This is a genomic window from Mycetocola manganoxydans, from assembly GCF_003667545.1.
In the GTDB taxonomy this organism is placed as follows: Bacteria; Actinomycetota; Actinomycetes; order Actinomycetales; family Microbacteriaceae; genus Mycetocola_A; species Mycetocola_A manganoxydans.
Window position 1 is genome coordinate 70,071 of record NZ_RCUV01000009.1, and the last position, 19,121, is coordinate 89,191.

The 19,121-nt window shown below is 65.2% G+C and carries 18 protein-coding genes and 1 tRNA gene; 7 read left to right on the forward strand and 12 right to left on the reverse strand.

The window, feature by feature from the left end:
• Positions 1 to 19 precede the first annotated feature (19 nt).
• The 3 genes from D9V29_RS09640 to D9V29_RS09650 are packed head-to-tail and all read right to left on the reverse strand — an operon-like array spanning position 20 to position 3,047.
• The gene (locus tag D9V29_RS09640; RefSeq protein WP_121673114.1) at positions 20 to 958 is read right to left on the reverse strand and encodes a type II secretion system F family protein; all 939 of its coding nucleotides are present in this window, start codon (positions 956 to 958) and stop codon (positions 20 to 22) included.
• Positions 955 to 1,821 carry a type II secretion system F family protein gene (locus D9V29_RS09645; RefSeq protein WP_308428571.1) on the reverse strand — a complete coding sequence of 289 codons (867 nt, stop codon included), beginning with the start codon at positions 1,819 to 1,821 and terminating at the stop codon, positions 955 to 957. Before D9V29_RS09645 ends, D9V29_RS09640 begins: the two co-directional genes overlap by 4 nt.
• The gene (locus D9V29_RS09650; protein WP_121673115.1) at positions 1,818 to 3,047 is read right to left on the reverse strand and encodes a TadA family conjugal transfer-associated ATPase; all 1,230 of its coding nucleotides are present in this window, start codon (positions 3,045 to 3,047) and stop codon (positions 1,818 to 1,820) included. Before D9V29_RS09650 ends, D9V29_RS09645 begins: the two co-directional genes overlap by 4 nt.
• Before the next feature lie 115 nt (positions 3,048 to 3,162).
• Between D9V29_RS09650 and D9V29_RS09655 the strand changes: the two genes are divergently transcribed.
• Positions 3,163 to 3,244 (forward strand) — tRNA-Leu (locus tag D9V29_RS09655).
• 55 nt (positions 3,245 to 3,299) lie between these two features.
• A complete protein-coding gene (locus D9V29_RS09660; RefSeq protein WP_121673116.1) occupies positions 3,300 to 4,058 on the forward strand; it encodes a DedA family protein in 759 nt (252 codons plus the stop codon).
• 11 nt (positions 4,059 to 4,069) lie between these two features.
• On the opposite strand, the gene D9V29_RS09665 is transcribed toward D9V29_RS09660, so the two are convergent.
• From D9V29_RS09665 to murI, 5 genes are all read right to left on the reverse strand, one after another.
• Complete coding sequence (locus D9V29_RS09665) at positions 4,070 to 4,978, reverse strand: cation diffusion facilitator family transporter (protein WP_121673117.1); 909 nt, start codon at positions 4,976 to 4,978, stop codon at positions 4,070 to 4,072.
• Between the two features lie 85 nt (positions 4,979 to 5,063).
• Complete coding sequence (locus D9V29_RS09670) at positions 5,064 to 6,077, reverse strand: LLM class flavin-dependent oxidoreductase (RefSeq protein WP_121673118.1); 1,014 nt, start codon at positions 6,075 to 6,077, stop codon at positions 5,064 to 5,066.
• A gap of 109 nt (positions 6,078 to 6,186) precedes the next feature.
• Complete coding sequence (gene rdgB / locus D9V29_RS09675) at positions 6,187 to 6,792, reverse strand: RdgB/HAM1 family non-canonical purine NTP pyrophosphatase (RefSeq protein WP_121673119.1); 606 nt, start codon at positions 6,790 to 6,792, stop codon at positions 6,187 to 6,189.
• Positions 6,789 to 7,532, reverse strand: coding sequence for a ribonuclease PH (gene rph / locus D9V29_RS09680; protein WP_121673120.1), 744 nt, complete (start codon positions 7,530 to 7,532; stop codon positions 6,789 to 6,791). Before rph ends, rdgB begins: the two co-directional genes overlap by 4 nt.
• Before the next feature lie 42 nt (positions 7,533 to 7,574).
• Complete coding sequence (gene murI / locus D9V29_RS09685; protein ID WP_121673194.1) at positions 7,575 to 8,423, reverse strand: glutamate racemase; 849 nt, start codon at positions 8,421 to 8,423, stop codon at positions 7,575 to 7,577.
• 42 nt (positions 8,424 to 8,465) lie between these two features.
• Between murI and D9V29_RS09690 the strand changes: the two genes are divergently transcribed.
• Positions 8,466 to 9,800 (forward strand): nicotinate phosphoribosyltransferase, encoded by a 1,335-nt coding sequence (locus D9V29_RS09690; RefSeq protein ID WP_259462894.1) that lies wholly within the window; start codon positions 8,466 to 8,468, stop codon positions 9,798 to 9,800.
• Between the two features lie 4 nt (positions 9,801 to 9,804).
• Here the strand turns inward: D9V29_RS09690 and D9V29_RS09695 are convergent, their stop codons facing one another.
• From D9V29_RS09695 to D9V29_RS15135, 3 genes are read right to left on the reverse strand one after another with little or no spacing between them, the layout of a single operon-like run.
• The gene (locus D9V29_RS09695) at positions 9,805 to 10,095 is read right to left on the reverse strand and encodes a DUF3039 domain-containing protein (RefSeq protein ID WP_121673121.1); all 291 of its coding nucleotides are present in this window, start codon (positions 10,093 to 10,095) and stop codon (positions 9,805 to 9,807) included.
• Between the two features lie 38 nt (positions 10,096 to 10,133).
• Positions 10,134 to 11,705 carry a hypothetical protein gene (locus D9V29_RS09700; protein ID WP_229790507.1) on the reverse strand — a complete coding sequence of 524 codons (1,572 nt, stop codon included), beginning with the start codon at positions 11,703 to 11,705 and terminating at the stop codon, positions 10,134 to 10,136.
• Positions 11,681 to 14,272 carry an ATP-binding cassette domain-containing protein gene (locus tag D9V29_RS15135; protein WP_229790506.1) on the reverse strand — a complete coding sequence of 864 codons (2,592 nt, stop codon included), beginning with the start codon at positions 14,270 to 14,272 and terminating at the stop codon, positions 11,681 to 11,683. The genes D9V29_RS09700 and D9V29_RS15135 overlap by 25 nt, the downstream gene beginning before the upstream one ends.
• Positions 14,273 to 14,529: 257 nt before the next feature.
• Between D9V29_RS15135 and D9V29_RS09710 the strand changes: the two genes are divergently transcribed.
• The 4 genes from D9V29_RS09710 (at position 14,530) to D9V29_RS09725 (ending at position 17,766) form a co-directional block, all read left to right on the forward strand.
• Positions 14,530 to 15,222, forward strand: a complete 693-nt coding sequence (locus D9V29_RS09710) for a phosphocholine cytidylyltransferase family protein (protein ID WP_121673122.1) — start codon at positions 14,530 to 14,532, stop codon at positions 15,220 to 15,222.
• Between the two features lie 66 nt (positions 15,223 to 15,288).
• Positions 15,289 to 16,101 carry an ABC transporter permease gene (locus tag D9V29_RS09715; protein WP_121673123.1) on the forward strand — a complete coding sequence of 271 codons (813 nt, stop codon included), beginning with the start codon at positions 15,289 to 15,291 and terminating at the stop codon, positions 16,099 to 16,101.
• Positions 16,101 to 16,838 (forward strand): ABC transporter ATP-binding protein, encoded by a 738-nt coding sequence (locus D9V29_RS09720; protein WP_121673124.1) that lies wholly within the window; start codon positions 16,101 to 16,103, stop codon positions 16,836 to 16,838. Before D9V29_RS09715 ends, D9V29_RS09720 begins: the two co-directional genes overlap by 1 nt.
• A gap of 91 nt (positions 16,839 to 16,929) precedes the next feature.
• Positions 16,930 to 17,766 carry a hypothetical protein gene (locus D9V29_RS09725; protein ID WP_308428570.1) on the forward strand — a complete coding sequence of 279 codons (837 nt, stop codon included), beginning with the start codon at positions 16,930 to 16,932 and terminating at the stop codon, positions 17,764 to 17,766.
• On the opposite strand, the gene D9V29_RS09730 is transcribed toward D9V29_RS09725, so the two are convergent.
• On the reverse strand, positions 17,767 to 19,107 hold the full coding sequence (locus D9V29_RS09730) for a hypothetical protein (protein ID WP_121673125.1): 1,341 nt from the start codon (positions 19,105 to 19,107) through the stop codon (positions 17,767 to 17,769). It lies immediately after the preceding gene.
• Between the last annotated feature and the right edge of the window lie 14 nt (positions 19,108 to 19,121).

Consider the following 19,121-nt stretch of genomic DNA (forward strand, 5'->3'; position numbering starts at 1 on the left):
TATCGTGGAGGGATAGTGGTCAGAATCCGGACTGCAGGACGAATACGCCGGGATAGATCGCGAAGAGGATGGATAGCGGGAGGATGAGGAAGACGAGCGGCACGAGCATGGCGACTTCTTTCTTGCCGGCGACCTCGAGCAGACTCCTTTTTGCTTCGTCACGAGCGTCCTGAGCCTGCGCACGCAGAACTTCCGCCAGTGGGGAGCCACGTTCAAGGGCGGCCGAGAGTTGCTCGATGCAGCGGGTCAGCGCAGGGAGATCGACCCTCCTCGCTAGTTCGTCGAGCGCTGTTGCGACGGGGATGCCGGTGTTCACCGCCCCGACGACCTCACGGAACTCACCGCTCAGCTCGCCGGATCCGACCCGTCCGACGCGGCGAAGGGAATCGAGGATGCCTTCACCGGCAGACAAGCTCAGGCTCAGGAACTCGAGAACGGTGGGCAGCTCCGCGGCAATCCGGCTCAGCCGTGCTTTGGCAGCGCGTTTCACCATGCTGTCGCGTGCGACAGCTCCCGCCAATGCGCCCAGAAAGGGAGCGGTCGCGATCACACCACCCGGGAGCGTGCCGTTCACTGCTCCCAGCGTGGACACGAAAACTCCAGCCGCCGCTCCTCCGAGCGCACAGGCGAGTTGCTCTCCCCGGAACCGGTGGACGTTCGCGGCGCTTCCGGCTTGCGCGAGCCGGTGCTCGATCACCGCGTTGCCGCCAAGAAAGCGCGCCAGCAGTTCAACCACTCGGTGCGCGGTCGGTGCCAGCAGCGTGCCGAGGATCGGAAGGGGGTCCACCATCTTCTTGATGGTGAACAGCCGCGCCGCTTCCGAGACATCGACGATGTAAGGAGCGACCCGATCGGCAAGGGTGGGACCGCCCATCCTCGGCAGGACGGCGACCACAGACCAGACGCCGACTCCGAGAAGCACCCCGAAGACGATCCCCCATGCGACGGTTGCGCTCACTGGAACCACCGCCTCTCCTGAGGCAGCCGGCCGACAGAAAGCATCACACGATACGCGACGACGGAGACCGCTGCCCCTCCAGCGATGAGGACCGCGCCGCCGGACGAGTTGTACGCGATGGCTGCCTCGGGTCGGGTCGCCAGCAGGAGCAGAATGCACCACGGCGCTGCGACGCCGAGCTTCGCAGCATTCCTGATCCACGATTGACGTGCCTCGACCTCGGCGCGGATCGCAAGGTCCTCCCTCAGGTAGGCAGCGAGGCTCCGCAGCACGACCGTGAGATCCGTTCCGCCGACATCACGTGCCATCCGGAGAGTTTCGAGGATCCGGTCGGGAACCGGGTCGGCGAGAGACTCTTTCAAGCGATCGAGGCACCCACCGAACGACCCGGTCCGGCCATAGTCGGCCTCGAAAGCGCGGAAGTCGGAGCGGAGCGCTTCGGGTCCATTCGACGCCAGGCTCACCACCGCGTCCGGAAGGGCGAGGCCAGACCGCACGGCTCCCACGAGGTGATCGACGACGTCCGGCCACAGTGCCCGGTTCGCCGATCTCCTCGTCCGTGCACGCCAGGCAACGAGAAGTGCGGGGGCGGCGCCGCCCACCACTGACGCGCAGAGCGACAGGGCGCCGACGCCGAGAATCGCCTGCGCCAGCGCTCCCGTGAGTAATCCCAGAACCAGAGATAGCGCGACGAACACCGCTGGCGGGACGCGTCCGAGGCCGGCGAGCGCGAGCGCAGCCTGGAACCTGTCCCTCCGCGGACGCACGCGAACGGCGTCCCTGCTCCTCCGGGGGAACAGCCACGGCGAGACGACGAGCAAAGCGCCTGCAGCCAGCAGACCGCCCAGGGTGAGGGTGATCATCGCGCTCTCCGGAGAATGACGGCTGGGTTGAGGCCGGCGTTCTCGAACTTGACGAGCCTTGTCGGGTGGCTGCCGGTCGCTTCGAGCAGACCGTTGCGCATCGAGAACAGCTCACTCGCCTCGATCACCGAACCGTTCAGCGTCCCGCTGAGCGCGAGGATCTGGGTGACACGTCTGGAGCCTGCTCGGTCCATCTCGCAGTGCACGACGATGTCGATGCATGCCGCGACGGTTGGTTGCACGAAGGACGAGTCGATGTTGCGGCCGGCGAGGAGTGGAAGGGTGCACAGCTTGACGAGTGCATCACGGGCGGAGTTGGCGTGGATGGAGCACATTCCCGGGATGCCGCTATTGAGCGCGATCAGCAGGTCGAGGCTCTCCGCCTCGCGAACCTCCCCGACGATGAGCCGGTCTGGCCGCATCCGCAATGCCTCCTTGATCAGCCGTCGAAGGGTGATCTCACCGGTGCCCTCCAGACTTGGTTGCCGACACTGCATCGCAACGACGTCGGGAGCGGTGAGGTCGAGCTCAAACGTCTCCTCCACCGTGACGATGCGTTCGGTGGAGCGCACGCTCGAGAGCAGTGCCCCCAGCAGCGTCGTCTTGCCGGCCTGTGTGGCGCCGGAGATGAGAATGTTCTGCCCGGCGAGGACACAGCATCGCAGGAACTCGGCAGACTGCACGCTCAGCGAACCGCCTTCGACGAGGCTGGCGAGGTCGCGCACCCTCCTGCTGAACTTGCGGATGTTGACCGCCATGTGGCGTCGGGTGACATCCGGGATGACGACGTGCAATCGGGACCCGTCGGGCAACGACGCGTCGACGAACGGTGAGCTGAGGTCCACCCGTCTGCCGGTGGTCTGCAGCATTCGCTCGACGAGGTCGCGCACGCCGCTTTCGGTCAGGACGGTGTTCGTGAGCTCGGGGATGCCGTTCCGTGCGACGAAGACGCGGGTGGGTCCGTTGATCCAAATCTCTTCGACCTCGGGGTCATCGAGATACGGCTGCAACGGGCCGAACCCGGTGAGGGATGCCACCACCTCGCGTTCGGTTCCCGCCTCATCGTTGAGCAGCGGCAGAGCGCTGCCGAGGGCTTTCTCGCTGTACCGCCGCACTTCCTCCTGCACGTAGTGCTCGGCCAGGCCCTTCCCTCCCGCGAGGTCGACACCATCGCGCCGCACCCGATCGCGGACGCGGTTGGTGATGATCTCGGCGGCCGACGTCATGGGAAAAGTCTGCCGAAACGATCCGCGGCCCGTTCTGGTTATCCACAGGACGGGATGATCCCCAGTTTTGGGTCACAAGTTGCTGGGAGTGGTGCCCCTAAACTGGTTATCGTTCGCGGGAGTGGTGAAATTGGCAGACACGCAGGATTTAGGTTCCTGTGCTTTCGAGCGTGTGGGTTCAAGTCCCACCTTCCGCACGACTGGTGGCGATCCGGCCACACCGAGTGACGACCGACGGAGTAGCGGCTGCCCATGATTTCGACAGGACTCATCCCCTGGCTCGACCCCGAGAGCATCATCAGCGCCGCCGGCCCCTGGGCCCTCGTCGTCGTGTGCTTCATCGTCTTCGCCGAGACCGGCCTTCTCGTCGGTTTTCTCCTGCCCGGCGACACCCTTCTCGTCATCACCGGCCTCCTGACCTTTCATGGCATGCACACGGCGGGCGGTGGCGGCCTCGACCTCGACATCTGGTGGGTGGCCCTGGCGATCGGGCTCTCCGCGTTCGTCGGAGGCGAGGTCGGTTATCTGATCGGCCATAAAGCGGGCCCCCGGGTATTCGAACGCAAGGAATCCGGGGTTTTCAGCATCAAGAATGTTGAACGCACCAACGCGTTCTTCACCCGTTTCGGTGGCCTCGCCGTCATTCTGGCTCGCTTCGTGCCCATCGTCAGGACGTTCGCACCCGTCGCGGCGGGCGTGGGCCACATGGACTACAGGAAGTACACCTTCTATAACCTCGTCGGTGCGATCATCTGGGGCGTTGGCCTCACCTACTTCGGGTATTTCCTCGGCTACATCCCGCCGGTCGCGACTTTCGTGCAGGAGTACATCGACGTCATCCTCATCGGCGCCGTCGTTGTGACCCTCATCCCGACGATCTGGCACTACATCCAGTCAAGCCGCAAGGCCAGGCGGGCAGCTGCCGCCGGCGAAGACGTCATCACCGACTCTGATGAAGCCCGCCAGATGGTGCTCGACGCCGAGACCTTCGAGAAGAAGCCTGAACTCTAAACCACCCCGGTCTACGAGTGCTGCTGGTGCTCGTGCCCGGCGTGCTGCGCCGGCTCGAGCTGGAACGTCGAGTGGTCGACGTCGAAGTGGTCGGCGAGACATTCCGACAGCGTGTCCAGCATGGGGCCGGTCCGCCCTTCGGCGAAAACATCGGCTTCGACGACAACATGGGCGGTGAACACGTGCTGCCCGCTCGTGATCGACCAGACGTGCACGTCGTGCACGTCCAGCACTCCCGGGGCGTCGCGGATGTGGCGCCGGATCAGGTCGACGTCCGTCTCGACCGGCGTTGACTGGTTGAGCACTCGCCAGACATCGCGGAGCAGGACCCACGCGCGCGGAAGAATTCCGGCGGCGATGACCAGCGAGGCGATGGCATCCGCCTGGACGAAACCGGTGGCGAGGATGACGAGCGCGGCGACGATGACCCCGATCGAACCGAACAGGTCACCGAGTACCTCGAAATAGGCGCCGCGCATGTTGACCGACGTCTTTGCCGACGCCCGGAGGATGATCATCGACACGACGTTTGCGACGAGGCCGACGACGGCGACGAGAAGCATCGGTACGCCGAGTACCTCGATCTGCGACGGATCGAGCAGGCGGGAGACGCCGCTGATGCCGACCGCAACGGCGACCCCGAGCAGGATGAGGCCGTTGAGCAACGCCGCGAGCACCTCGACCCGGCGATAGCCGTAGGTGTGCCGCTGTGTGGCTGGGCGAGACGCGATGCCGAGCGCGACGAGCGCGATGATGAGACCGGTGAGGTCGCTGAACATGTGCCCGGCGTCAGCCAGCAACGCGAGCGACCCGGTGAGGATGCCGCCGATCACCTCGGCGACGAGGACGACGGCGACGATGGCGATGACGACGCCGAGCTTGCGTCGGTCGGTGGTGTGCTGGGCGTGATCGTGTGACATGGTTCTTCCACGCTAAGCCCGGCGGCTCGTTCCGGCCAGTTGAGGGCTCAGATAGGAATGATGGCCATTCTCACTCCTCCGCCGACTACCGGAGAGCCGGACTCACATCCCGGACGATCGACTCGAGGATCCGGGTGTTGAACTCGACGCCGAGCTGGTTGGGTACCGTCACCAGGAGGGTGTCGGCGGCTGCGACGGCTTCGTCCTGCGCCAGTTCCGCCGCGATCTGGTCCGGTTCCCCGACATAGCTCCGCCCGAAGCGCGCGAGTCCGCCGTCGAGGATCCCGACCTGGTCTTTCGCCTCGGCCTGCGCCCGGATACCGAAATAGTGCCGAGTCTCGTCGTCGATGAGCGGGATGATGCTGCGGCTCACCGAGACCCGTGGTTCCCTCGCGTGACCGGCCGCCTGCCAGGCGTCCCGATACATCCGGATCTGTTCCGCCTGAAGCTGATCGAACGGCACACCCGTGTCTTCCGTGAGCAGAGTGGAGCTCATCAGATTCATACCTTCCTCAGCAGCCCACACGGCCGTTCGGCGTGACCCTGCTCCCCACCAGATTCGTTCGTCCAGTCCCGGCGAGCGCGGCTCCACAGCGAGGGGTTGGGAGAAACCGGTCATCTTCGGATCAGAGGTTGCGACCGCGTCACCCGCGATCGCGGCGCGGAACAGGGCGGTGTGCCTGCGCGCCAGGTCGGCATCCGTCTCGCCGTCGCGGGGTACGAAGCCGAACGACTCCGCCCCGCGAAGCGCCGTCTCGGGTGATCCCCTGCTGATGCCGAGCTGGAGTCGTCCGCCGCTGATGAGGTCGGATGCCGCGGCCTCCTCGGCCATGTACAGCGGGTTTTCGTAGCGCATGTCGATCACGCCGGTGCCGATGTCGATGGTGCTGGTCCGAGCCGCCACCGCGGCGAGCAGGGGGAACGGTGAAGCCAGTTGCCGAGCGAAGTGGTGCACCCGGAAGTACGCGCCGTCGACACCCACCTCTTCCGCGGCAACAGCGAGGTCGATCGACTGCAGCAGCGCGTCACGAGCGGTTCGCACCTGCGATCCGGGAACGGGCTGCCAGTGGCCGAAGGAGAGAAAACCGATGCGCGTCATACCGGGTGCAGCGCGTGGCGAGCCGAAGGTATTCCGACCACGCACATTCCAGTTGCCCGGCTTGGCGGGTGCGGATGCTGTAACACCCGCGATATCGGGCAACTCGCGATCAGACCAATGTGCGCAGCGTCGGGATCAGATCGCCGAACGCTCGAGCGCGGTGGCTGATCTCGTTCTTCGTCTCCGGAGGCAGCTCGGCTGCTGAGACGTCGTAGCCCTCCGGCACGAAGATCGGGTCGTAGCCGAAGCCGTTCTCCCCGCTCGGCGCCGTCGCGAGGCGCCCACGCCAGATCCCCTCCGACACGTGCTCGAATCCCGCGTGAGGCAAGCCCTCCGGGACGACGAGTGCGATCGTGCACCGGAAGCTCGCCGCTCGATGTTCGGGAGCGATGTCGGCGAGCTGGGCGAGCAGCAGCTCGAGGTTCGCCCGGTCTCCGGCCTTCGGACCTGCCCAGCGCGCGGAGAAGATGCCCGGCGCGCCACCGAGAAGGTCCACAGAGATCCCGCTGTCGTCGGCCAGAGCGATCCGCCCGGTATGAGCGGCCGCCGTCCTGGCCTTGATGAGGGCGTTGTCAGCGAAGCTGATGCCGTCCTCCACCGGCTCAGGCCCGTCGTACGCGACCACGATGAGCTCGGGCATGGCGGCACCGAGAATTCGCTGGAACTCACCAACCTTGTGCTGGTTGTGGGTGGCGAGCACGACCTCGATGGTCATGCCGAATCGCGCCCCAGTGCGGCGACCTGCAGCTTGGTAAGATCCACAGCTCCCCCGAGTGCGAGGTCGAGCAGTGAGTCGAGCTCGCTGCGGTCGAACGGGGCGCCTTCAGCGGTGCCCTGCACCTCGACGAAGAGACCGCGACCAGTCACAACGACGTTCATGTCGGTTTCAGCACGCACGTCCTCGACGTAGGCGAGGTCAAGCATCGGAGCGCCGTCGATGATGCCCACCGAGACGGCTGCGACGCTGTCGATCAGCGGGACGGCCTTCTGACCGATGAATTTCTTTTCGCGAGCCCACTCGATGGCATCCGCGAGCGCGACATACGCTCCGGTGATGGCGGCTGTCCGCGTTCCACCGTCGGCCTGGAGTACGTCGCAGTCGATGACGATGGTGTTCTCGCCGAGGGCTTTGGTGTCGATGACGGCTCGGAGGCTCCGCCCGATCAGGCGTGAGATCTCGTGAGTGCGTCCGCCGATCCGGCCCTTGACCGACTCCCGGTCCATCCGGCTGTTCGTCGACCGGGGAAGCATCGAGTATTCGGCCGTGACCCAGCCTTTACCCTTGCCGGCCAGCCAGCGTGGCACACCGTTGGTGAACGATGCGGTGCACAGCACCTTGGTGTTGCCGAACGAGATGAGCGCGGAGCCCTCCGCCTGGGCGCTCCAGCCGCGTTCGATCGTCACCTCGCGCAATTCGCTCGGGGTACGGCCGTCTTTGCGGGTGATGTCGGTCATGTGGTTCTCCCTGATGGGCGCCGTCGGCGCGGGTGTCGAAAGCTAGATGCTTCGGAAATCGGCGTGCGCGCGGATGGCCGCGAGATCGATCACACCGGTCTGTACGAGGTCGACGTGCGAGATCTCGCGGCCGATGAGCCGGTGAGCGAGATCGAGGAACTCGTTCTCACTTGCGCCGGTTGCCTCGTAGTGGTGCGACGGCGGCACATCGCTCGTGCGTTCGAGCCCCCTCGAGACGAGTTCGCGATACACGTCGTTCGCGGTCTCGGTGTCACTCGACACCAGGGTCACGTTGGGACCCATGACGTACGAGATCGCTCCCTTGAGGAACGGGTAGTGGGTGCACCCAAGCACGACGGTGTCGACTCCGGCGTCCTTCAGTGGCTGCAGGTACAGCTGAGCGGTCGCGAGGACATCGGGGCCGGTCGTGATCCCTTTCTCGACGAACTCGACGAAGCGGGGGCAGGCTTCGGTGAACAATTCGAGGTCAGGAGCAGCGGCGAAAGCGTCCTCGTACGCGCGGGAGTTGATCGTTCCCTCGGTCCCGATCACCCCGACGCGTGCGTTCCTCGTGCTCGAGACGGCGGTGCGCACAGCAGGCTGGATCACCTCGATCACCGGCACCGTATAACGCTCGCGAGCGTCGCGCAGCATCGCGGCGGATGCCGTATTGCACGCGATCACGATCATCTTCACGCCTTGGGCGACAAGATCGTCGAGCACCTCGAGGGCGAAACGGCGGACGTCGGCGATGGGCCTGGGGCCATAGGGCGAATGGGCGGTGTCGCCGATGTACAGGATCTCCTCGTTGGGGAGCTGATCCTGGATGGCACGAGCCACCGTGAGCCCGCCGACGCCCGAGTCGAAGATTCCGATTGGCGCGTCATTCACTCCCCCAGCCTACCGCCCCGCCCTCGTCGCTATGCTGACGGGGTGAACCCAACGTCGCATCCGCGGGCCTCGACCGCACTGCACACCGATCGCTACGAACTGACAATGGTCGACGCGGCCATCGAACACGGCACAGCCGACACGGAGTGCATGTTCGAGGTCTTCGCCCGCCGGCTGCCGGGGGCCCGACGCTACGGCGTGGTGGCGGGTACCGGGAGGCTTCTCGAACTGATCCGGGACTTCCGGTTCGACGAGCCCGAGCTCGAATGGTTGCGAGAGAACGACGTCGTCACGGCGCGGACGCTCGACTGGCTGGCGAACTACCGCTTCTCGGGCGACATCTGGGGATATCGCGAGGGCGAAGCCTATTTTCCGAACTCACCGCTCCTCGTCGTGGAGTCCGGATTCGCCGAAGGCGTGATGCTGGAAACCCTCGTGCTCAGCGTGCTCAATTACGACAGCGCCGTGGCCAACGCGGCGACTCGAATGGTGACCGCCGCGCGCGGGCGTCCCCTCGCCGAGATGGGTTCCCGCCGCGCCCACGAGCACAGCGCCGTCGCCGCAGCCCGTGCGGCGTACATCGCCGGATTCGATGCGACGAGCAACCTCGAAGCCGGCCGCACCTGGGGCATCCCCACGATGGGCACCGCCGCTCACGCCTTCACTCTCCTGCACGACAGCGAAGAAGAAGCGTTCCGTGCGCAGGTCGCCTCGCTCGGCGCCTCCACCACTCTCCTCGTGGACACGTACGACGTCGAAGAGGGCGTCCGCACCGCTGTTCGTGTCGCCGGCACCGGCCTCGGTGCGGTTCGGCTCGACTCTGGCGACCTCCCCACCCTCGTTGTCGAGGTGCGTGAGCTGCTGGACTCGCTCGGTGCGATGGACACGAAGATCACCGTGACCAACGACCTGGACGAACATGCGATCGCCGCGCTCGCTGCTTCCCCCGTCGATTCCTACGGTGTCGGGACATCCGTCGTCACCGGTTCGGGGTCCCCCGCCGCCGGGATGGTCTACAAGCTCGTGGCGCGACGCGGCCTCGACGGCGAGTGGATCTCGGTGGCCAAGAAGTCGCCGGACAAGATCAGCGTCGGTGGCCGCAAATACCCGGTACGCCGGCTCAACTCCGCTCAGATCGCCGTCGAGGAACTGATCTACGTCGGTGACGGTCCCGAAGACGACGACTCCGGTTCACGCTCTGAACGGCCGTTGTTGGTTCAGCTCGTCGACTCGGGCGCGATCGACGAACAATTCATCGGCGCCGAAGGAACCAGGCGCGCCCGCGAGCACCGAGCCACGATCCTCAAGGAACTGCCGGCGGATGCCGCGCGGCTCGGTCGCGGGGATCCAACACTTCCGACGACCTTCTCGAGCTGACCGCCTATTCGGCCTTCATCTTCTCGTAGATGGCTTTGCAGCTCGGGCACACCGGGAACTTCTCCGGATCACGGCCCGGCGTCCACTTCTTGCCGCAGAGCGCACGAACCGGCTTCCCGCTCAGCGCGGACTCCATGATCTTGTCCTTCTTCACGTAGTGGGAGAAGCGTTCATGGTCGCCGGGCTCGACTCCCTCGTTGTTGAGGAGTTCTTCGAGTTCACGGTCGAGGACCGAGGTACCACCGGCATCCGGGGTCGATCCCGGATCTGCAATGCTCACACGTGCGTCAATCATGCGTAGATTCTACCCGCGCGGGGAATCGACGACGACGGTCAGTGGCTGAGAGCGAACTCCATGATCTCCGGACCGCGGCGGTCGAAGACCCGTCCCCCGCTCCACACCCCGAAGACGAGCGCAACGACACCGGCGCCGACGCCTGCGATCAGGGCCGGGAGGTGCCATCCAGGGTCCCCGGTGATCCCGAACCAGGCAAATGCGAGTGCAGGCGCGGCGACGAGCAGTGATCCGGCCAGGCCGACCGCCTGCGAAAGCCCACCGAACGTCCCGGAGGACTGAGGCTGCTGGAACGGGCTGTCGCCGGGGAGCGCGGCCGGATACGGCAACCGCGCGGAGATGTAACTCGACAGTCCGACGCCCCCCAGGAAGAGCGCCGTGGAAACGCCGATCATCGAGGGCAATGCCGCCCAGTCTCCATAGAACTGGATGCTGATCATCGAACCGATGACGATGAGGGGAACGCCGATGAGCAGCACCGGGAACATCCGTCCGACCCGGTCGGCCGCTCCCTTCACTCCGGAGACGACGTGCAGCCAGATCGCGGTGGAGTCGAAAGCCAGGTCGTTGTGCAGCGACCATCCGAGGAAGATCGCCATCACCGGCAGCGGAAGGAGCGCGAGAGTCTGGATCGGAACGCCGATGACGAGGAAGGGAAGGATCATGATGATCGGGACGATCGGGATGATCACGATCGACACGAGGTAACGGGGGTCGCGGGCCCAGTACGCCATGCTGCGGGCGGCGATGACGGATGCCGGTCGGCCGGGAAGCACGTCGAACCAGCCCATGCCGCCATACGTCCGGACGGCCTGCTCGCGTTCGGGAGTGACAAGCATGTGTGCAACGAGCCTGTCCCAGGCCAGCCAGAGCAGGGCAGCGGTTACAGCGGCGATCACCAGCTTGAGAAGCGCAGCTCCGACGTTGCCCATCGCAGCGTCACCGGGAATCGACCAGACGGCCCCGAACGGCGTCCAGCTCACGACGTCTGCCGCGTCGCCGAGCACACCCAGGCCGTCACGGGTCCAGTCGACGCTCGAGAGCAGGATGATGGCGGGCGCGAGGAGCACGAGAACGAGGGTGCCGATCACTCCGGTGAGCTCGCGTGAGCGCCGCGTGGCGAGCAGAAGAGACGCAAGCGCAGTGGTGACGCGAGCCGCGAGCACGCACGTCGCAACAGCGATGAGGGCGGACACCGCCGCGAGGATGACCGTGAACACGCTGCGGGACCAGGTGACCACGGTCAGCACACTCAGGACCAGGATGACGACGGACGGCACGCTGACGAGTGCGGCAAGCAGAAGGCCAGCTGAAAGCCTTCGCTGTGGAAACCCGACGAGGGCGAACCGTCTCGGATCCATGTCGTCGTCGACCCCGAACACCAGTGGGAGCAGCACAAAACCGAGGACGACGAACGAGCCGACGATGACGAGGAGGTTGCGCGCCAGTTCATCGGGAGCGAAACGCAGAGCGATGAGGCCGCTGCCGATCAGTACGACCATTGCCACACCGGCGGCCGTTCCGAAGACGATGCCGATGAGTTGCCACACGCTCCGCCGGAACCCGTTGGCCAGCAATCGCAGCCTTAGTCCGAGAAGCTGTGCAACCATTCCATTCCTTCTGCGGCCTTACGACCGCCGGCAAGTTCAACGAAGCGTTCCTCGAGCGTGCCAGCACCACGAACGTCATCCACGGCACCGGATGCGAGCACCTGACCGTTGACGATGATCGCGACGTGGTCGCAGACGCGCTGAATGAGATCCATGCCGTGGCTCGACAGGACGACCGTACCGCCGTGCGCGACGTACTTTTGAAGGATCTCGATGACGTTGGCCGCCGAGACAGGATCAACCGACTCGAACGGTTCGTCGAGGACGAGCAATCGTGGCGAGTGAATCATCGCAGCGGCAAGAGCGACCTTCTTGGTCATCCCTGCCGAGTAGTCGGTGACGAGGCGATTGAGAGCATCCTCGAGGCCGAAGGCTCGGGCAAGGTCCTTGACCCGTGCACGTACCGTCGCGCTGTCGAGGCCACGGAGAACTCCGGCGTAATACAGCAGCTGTGCGCCGGTCAGCCGGTCGAAGAGCCTCAACCGGTCGGGCAGGACCCCGATCGAACGCTTGGCGGCATCGGGATCGCTCCACACGTCGATGCCGTGGACGGTGATGTTCCCGGCATCGGGCCTGAGCAGCCCGGTCACCATCGAAAGCGTGGTCGTCTTGCCGGCGCCGTTCGGACCGACGATCCCGTAGAACGAACCTTCGTGAACCTCGAGGTCGATGCCGTCGACCGCGACGGTGTCGCCGAAGCGGCGAGAGAGTGCGGAGATGCTGAGCACGACAGGAGACGTCGTCGGGTCAACAGCGGTCGGTCGGCGTTCGACGCGCACTTCGGCTTCCTCGGTCTCGGCAGCTGAAGCGACGGCGCTAATCGGGTCGGCTTCGGCGACAGGGGCCTCCGGTTCCGGAACGATCTCGACCGCGGGCGGAACGGATACCTCAGGCTCGAGCTCACGATCGGCACCGGCAGCTGTGTCAGGCGCAGCGTCGGTCATTGCGGGATCGTCATCCGTCGGTTCAGGCGCGAGCGCGGGCTCGGGCTCAACGGCGAGCGCCGGCTCGACCGGAGCTGCGGTCACATCCTCAGCGACGGTGAGGGCGTCGAGTGACTCTGTTTCGGGTGCTGTGTCCACCGCAGGAGCCGCTGATGCACTCTCGACGGTCGACACGGATGCCGGATTCGCGGAGGCAGGAGCGAGGGCCAGGAACGGCCAGCGTTTGCTCCAGACGAATCGCATGGGCTCCTGGTCATCGAGGACGGAGCGAGTCTCGGGTGCTTCCGGCATTGCCTCGAACTTCAGCGCGGCGTCATCCGGGCTGAGCGTTGGCAACGGCGGTGGCGTGAAACCTGACGCGGGCACGGCCGGAGCGTCTGATCCCTGCGGCTGCCCGGTCGGGTCATCGGTAGCTGTCTCACCGCTCCCCGCCGGGGCGGTGATGGCGAAGTCTCCGGACACCTGCGAAGCAAGCGTCAGGGCAGGCCGTTTCGATGCGGGCCGTTTGGAAGGACCCTTCCGTGGGCCGGACGCGGGAGTCGTCACAACGTCCGCCGTCTCGCCAGCCGAGCCTCCCGTTGTCGTGTCTTCCGGGGCCGGACGCGCTGGCCGGGCATCTGCCGCAAAGAGTGCGTGCAATTCAGCGACTGCCGTTTCTGCGACGCTCGGGTTGCCCTCACCCGCGTCCGTGGTCGACCCCGACTCGGCGTCAGGGGCTGGAGCGGGGTCGGCCGCCAGAGACGTCTCCTCAGGCCCTGCCGCAGGAGCGGCACCGTTAGGGGCAGCTCCGCTCGCGCCACTCGGCGAAGAAACGTCATCCGGTGCCGCGGGGCGATCCTGCATTGTCGGGCCGTGCTCAAACTTGAGATCCGACTCCGGCTCGACCGGCTTCGCTGCAGCCGGCTTCGACGCGGCGGAGTTTGCTGCAGCAGACTTGGATGCAGCGGACTTCGGTGCAGCAGACTTGGACGCAGCGGACTTCGTTGCAGCAGACTTCGCCGCAGCGGACTTGGACGTCGTTGCTTGGGAAGCGGCGGGCTTGCGGGCCGCGGGCTTCGTTGACGCCGGCTTCAGGTTTGTGGGGTCCTCGACGGTCTGGGGCTCTCCCGCCGGCGTCGCCGGCTGGTCGACGGGGTCGGGCGTCAAGGCGTTCGGCTGAGCGCCCGCCTTCGAGGCCGTGCCCGATTTCGCGGCGGCCGGTTTGGCCCCCGCCGTCTTGCTCGTTGTGGATGGAGTGCGTGGGGTCGCTGCCCGGCCGGCGCCTGCCTTCTTCGTCGCCGCCGCTCGCGCAGGTGTCTTACGCGGGGTCGCAGCGGGTGCGTCACCGGTCGCTGTATCGCCGGATGCGTCCGCCTTTGCCGATTCCGCAGCCGTCCCGGTCGCTGGCTTGCGTGGGGCGGCCGGCTTCTTCGCTGCCGGCTTACGCTTCGGTTTCGCCGGGGCAGGGCCTGTGCGTGTTGAGTCGTCCTGAACCGATGCGTCCTCCCCCGATCCGGCGGTGACCGCGCTCACGTCAGCCGATTCGGTCAATGGAGCGGAGGCATCCGTCGACGGCCCAACGGGCGATGCGTTCTGCATCTTCCGGTCGGGCGCGTCCTGGGGAGAATCGAGCGCTGGAGTCACTGGTCTAACCTACCAAGTGACCACTGTCTATTCGAGGCCGAAGCCGGTTTCTGGCCACCGGCGAACCTGTTAATAGACCGTACGCCTTATTACGATCCGACAACAGAGAAGCAATCCACTAGGCCCCCAGTAGGGGTGTCGCGATAACGTAGGCAATGGCATAACGGGGTGTCATTTCATCGACTTACAGGTAAATTCCGCAGAAACACCGCCAACACGGCGATCGGACAGGCCTGAACAACCTTGAGGAGAATCTCGTGACGACCCAGGTAGTAATACTTGCAGCGGGCATGGGTAGCCGACTCGGTCGCTCCCTTCCGAAGCCGCTCACCGAACTGGCCGACGGCCGCACGATCATGCAGCAGCAGTTCGACAACATCCACCACGCGTTCGGCAAGAACGTCAAGGTGACGATCGTCGTCGGTTACAAGCTCGAGCACATCATCGAGGCGTTCCCCGAGGCATCATTCGTCTACAACGAGCAGTACGACCAGACCAACACGTCGAAGAGCCTCATGCGTGCGCTGAGCGCCTCGCAGCCCGGTGGCGTGTTGTGGATGAACGGCGACGTCGTCTTCGACCCGGCTGTTCTCGACCGTGCCGCATCGATGATGGCGCGCGACCAGTCGTTCGTGACCGTCAACACCTCGAAGGTCTCTGACGAAGAAGTCAAGTACACGACAAGCGCTGAGGGCTACATCAAGGAGCTGTCGAAGACCGTCAAGAACGGGCTCGGCGAGGCCGTTGGTATCAACTACATCTCCCGCGACGACAAGGCGACCCTGCTTCGCCAGCTCGCCCGCGTCGGCGACCAGGATTACTTCGAGCGCGGGCTCGAATTGGCCATCGAACAGGACAACCTCCTGATCGAACCGGTCGACATCTCGGATCTCTACGCAGTCGAGGTCGACTTCGCCGAAGACCTCGAGCGAGCGAACCTTTTCGTCTAGAACACACAGCAACACAGACCGGCACGTGTCGCCTGACCGTGCCGGTCTTTGTTTGCCGATAGGTTTATGGTCGTGAGTTCACCCGCCAACGTTCGACCGCCGAAGCGTTCGTTCGTCACTCGCTACCGCCACGCCCTCTGGCTCCTGACCAAACGCGACCTGCGCGTGCGGTACTCGACGAGCGTGTTGGGCTATCTGTGGTCGATCCTCGATCCACTCGTGATGGCTGGGATCTACTGGTTTGTCTTCGCCGTCGTCTTCGACCGCGGTGACAACATCGGGCAACAGCCGTACATCGTCTTCCTTCTCGTCGGTCTCCTGCCCTGGATGTGGTTCAACGGTGCCGTCTCAGACAGCACCCGAGCCTTCCTCCGCGAAGCGAAACTCGTGCGGTCCACCTCCATCCCGCGAACCATCTGGGTCAACCGCCTGGTGCTCTCCAAAGGGATCGAGTTCGTCGCTGCCCTCCCGGTCCTCGCCCTCTTCGCAATCGTCTATGGCGCTGGGCTCAGTTGGCAGGTCGTGTTCTTCCCGCTCGCCATTCTCATTCAGTGCGTGCTCACCGTGGGTATCGGCCTGATCGTCGCTCCGCTCGTCGTCTTCTTCCGCGACCTCGAACGTGCGGTGAAACTCATCCTCCGATTCCTCTTCTACGCCTCCCCCATCATCTACGGGCTCAGCGACCTGCCCGAGAATCTGCAGCCGTTCGCGGTGTTCAACCCGCTCGCCGGGATCTTTTCGCTCTACCGCTCCGCGTTCTTCCCGGAACAACTCGACTGGTACGCCGTCGTCGTTTCCGCCGGGATGTCGCTTCTCTTCCTTGCGATCGGCGTGTGGGTCTTCAAGCGCTCCGAGCGCACCGTGCTGAAGGAACTGTGATGCCGGAACCCGTTATCCGCGTCGACAATGTCGGCATCCGCTTCCGCCGCAATCGCGGTGGACGACGTAACTTCAAGGATCTGTTCTCGAACCGCGATCGGCGCTCACGGCCGAACGAGTTCTGGGCCTTCCGCAACGTGTCCTTCGACGTCCAGGCGGGCGAGGCGATCGGAGTGGTTGGCCGCAACGGACAGGGCAAATCCACACTGCTCAAGCTTGTTGCCGGCGTCGTGCTGACGGACGAAGGAAGCGTGGAGGTGAACGGCGGAGTAGCTCCGCTCATCGAGATCACCGGAGGCTTCGTCAACGACCTCACGGTGCGCGACAACGTCTTCCTCACAGCCGGTCTGCACGGTATGACCAAGTCGGAAATCGAGGCCAGATTCGACGAGATCATCGACTTCGCCGAGATCAACGACTTCGTCGACACGCCGTACAAGCACCTTTCGAGCGGCATGAAGGTCCGCATCGCCTTCAGCGTCATCTCCATGCTCGAGGAACCCATCATCCTCGTCGACGAAGTCCTCGCGGTCGGAGACAAGGGATTCCGCGAGAAGTGCTATCGCCGGATCGAGGAGCTTCTCGAGGGTGGCCGCACCCTGTTCTTCGTTTCACACAACGAGAAGGACCTGCGACGGTTCTGCACCCGCGGCCTCTACCTCGACAAAGGTGTGCTCCAGCTCGACGGCCCCATCTCAGACGTCCTCGACCGCTACAACGCCGAATACCACCGCTGAGCCGATAGCGGAACCCTCGACGCTCCCCTGCGTCTTCACAGCGCTGAAACCTAGACTGGTGCGGCACCACCGATCTCCCAGGGGGACCCTCTTGACCGCATCAGACGAACGACTACGGATTCTGGATGCCGCGACGCAGGAGACTGCGCCCGAGCAGCCGCCACTCTGGCTCCGCACCATCGACCGGGCGCTTTCTGTCCAGCGGCCCGTCGTCGTCGCGCACATTCGCGCCCTCCGACGGTCCCACCCGAACGCATCGCCCGCGCAGCTCGTGCGAATCCTTGAGCGCCGCTACCTCACCGCGATCACGACCGGAGGCGCTGCGGTCGGTGCGACGGCTATGGTCCCCGGGTTCGGCACGGGGCTGACCCTCACACTCGCCGGAGCGGAGACCGCAGGGTTCCTCGAAACCACCGCCCTGTTCGCCCAGTCGGTCGCCGAAGTGCATGGCATCACCGTCGACGACCCGGTACGGGCGCGCGCACTCGTCATGACTCTCATGCTCGGCAAAGCTGGAACGGACCTCGTCCGCCAGTTCACAGGGCAGGCCTTTCGCGGGGGCCCGCCCCGCAAGGTTTTCTGGGGGGAGATGGTCACCAGCAAGGTTCCCCAGGCTGTCATGGGACCGGTCGCCGACGAGCTCAGGCGCCGGTTCCTCAAACACTTCGTCAAGAATCAGGGGACATCGCTCGTCGGCAAGGCGATGCCATTCGGCATCGGTGCCGTGATCGGCGGCGCAGGAAACAACTTTGCGGGCCGCCAGGTGGTCACAGCGGCCAGGAGTGCGTTCGGACCTCCCCCGGTCTGGCTGCCGCTCGAACTCGAGCCGCGCGAGCGCAAGGCGCTTCCGACCATCCGGCAGTTGCGGGAACGCCTGCCGTCGCCGCGCAAGGCGGGCCGCCGTGACGCCGAAGACCCGACGCTCTAGCTAGCGCAGGTCGTCGTCATCTTCGCCGGTCTCCTGGGACTGGTCGTCCTGGCCTGCCTGTGACGAGGCGGGAACGGCGACCGGGATGGATGCCGTCGCTTGCGCCGGCTCGTCACCCGCGTGTAGCGCCGCATAGCGTTCCCATTCCGCCATGAGATGCCCGACGGCATTGTGGAAGCGCTCCGTTGCCGCGCCGGGAGTCGGGTCGCCGAAATAGCGGCGTACCCAGTAGTCCAGTCGCCCGACGGTCTCCGGGTCGTGGAGAACGCGATCGGTCTCCGCAACGACGGACGCGGCATCCGCTGCGTCGAGCCACTCGCACGCCGACAGGTAACCCGTGAGATCCACCTGTGCCTCCGGGTGGGCCGGGCGGGTGATGAGCAGTGGCTTGCCACTCGCGAGCCGGTCGTAGACCATCGCCGAGATGTCAACGATGGCGACGTCTGCTGCGGACAGCTGCCAGCCGAGCTCTGATCCGGTGTCGTGGACGTGGTTGGCCGCAGGGTCCGCCGTGTTGGCGGCCGCGAGCATCCCGATGATTTCGCGGTTTGCTGCCCCGTATTCGTGATCCACCACGCCGCTGCGCGGGTGCGGCCGGTAAATCACCCGGTGGGTTCCGGTGGCGATGAGGGCGCGGACGATCTCGACACCGTGGCTGGCGATCGACCCGTATGCTGCCGCGCTCCGATCGCCCTCCCAGGTTGGGGCGTAGAGCACGACGGTGCGCTCGTCCGGTGTGTACGGCAGTGTGCCGGAGTAGTGGTCGGCCTGGGGCCGGCCGATCGGGATGGCGCGCTTGTCGAAGTCGTAATCCCAGAGGACCTTGTCGAGTCGTGCGCGGGCCGCGTCACCAGCGATGAAGCTGTAGTCGTACGCCTTGAACTGGTTCGTCGTCATGTACATCTTGTCGCTCTCACCGTGGTTGATGAAAACGTGCCAACGCTGCCCGTACCGGAACATCTGGAAGTTCTTGGTGTTCTGGTTGACGTAGAAGACGATCCGGATGTCCTGCTCGGCGAGTGTGCGTTCGAGCGCTGATACCGTGCGCACGTAGGCGACCGGCAGCGGTGATTCCTCGAACAGTTTGGTTGCGGCGGTTGCACCGCGGCTCAACACGACGACGGGCCAGGTGCGGCCAAGTACTTCGAGCGGTTTGTACCACTGACGAAGCTGGTACATGTTGACCTGGCCGTCAGCGAAATAGACGGCGATCTTGTACTTGTTCGGTTCGAGAGGAGGGAGCTGCGCCAGCCGTCCGGACAGGGCGGCCCGAGCGCGTCGGTTGGCGAGCAGGTCCCGCCCGATCTTCACCGCTTTTCGCGCATCCCGCAATACACCCATGGATACCAGTTTAA

Excerpts from the sequence above, each read along its gene's own strand:
- rdgB (WP_121673119.1), bottom strand. The coding sequence starts at position 6,792 with ATGACCATCGAGGTCGTGCTCGCCACCCACAACCAGCACAAGGTTGGT.
- rph (WP_121673120.1), bottom strand. The coding sequence starts at position 7,532 with ATGACCGACATCACCCGCAAAGACGGCCGTACCCCGAGCGAATTGCGC.
- D9V29_RS09715 (WP_121673123.1), top strand. The coding sequence starts at position 15,289 with ATGGTCGTGAGTTCACCCGCCAACGTTCGACCGCCGAAGCGTTCGTTC.
- D9V29_RS09730 (WP_121673125.1), bottom strand. The coding sequence starts at position 19,107 with ATGGGTGTATTGCGGGATGCGCGAAAAGCGGTGAAGATCGGGCGGGAC.
- D9V29_RS09650 (WP_121673115.1), bottom strand. The coding sequence starts at position 3,047 with ATGACGTCGGCCGCCGAGATCATCACCAACCGCGTCCGCGATCGGGTG.
- D9V29_RS09670 (WP_121673118.1), bottom strand. The coding sequence starts at position 6,077 with ATGACGCGCATCGGTTTTCTCTCCTTCGGCCACTGGCAGCCCGTTCCC.
- D9V29_RS09695 (WP_121673121.1), bottom strand. The coding sequence starts at position 10,095 with ATGATTGACGCACGTGTGAGCATTGCAGATCCGGGATCGACCCCGGAT.
- D9V29_RS09700 (WP_229790507.1), bottom strand. The coding sequence starts at position 11,705 with ATGGTTGCACAGCTTCTCGGACTAAGGCTGCGATTGCTGGCCAACGGG.
- D9V29_RS09660 (WP_121673116.1), top strand. The coding sequence starts at position 3,300 with ATGATTTCGACAGGACTCATCCCCTGGCTCGACCCCGAGAGCATCATC.
- D9V29_RS09720 (WP_121673124.1), top strand. The coding sequence starts at position 16,101 with ATGCCGGAACCCGTTATCCGCGTCGACAATGTCGGCATCCGCTTCCGC.
- D9V29_RS09645 (WP_308428571.1), bottom strand. The coding sequence starts at position 1,821 with ATGATCACCCTCACCCTGGGCGGTCTGCTGGCTGCAGGCGCTTTGCTC.
- D9V29_RS09665 (WP_121673117.1), bottom strand. The coding sequence starts at position 4,978 with ATGTCACACGATCACGCCCAGCACACCACCGACCGACGCAAGCTCGGC.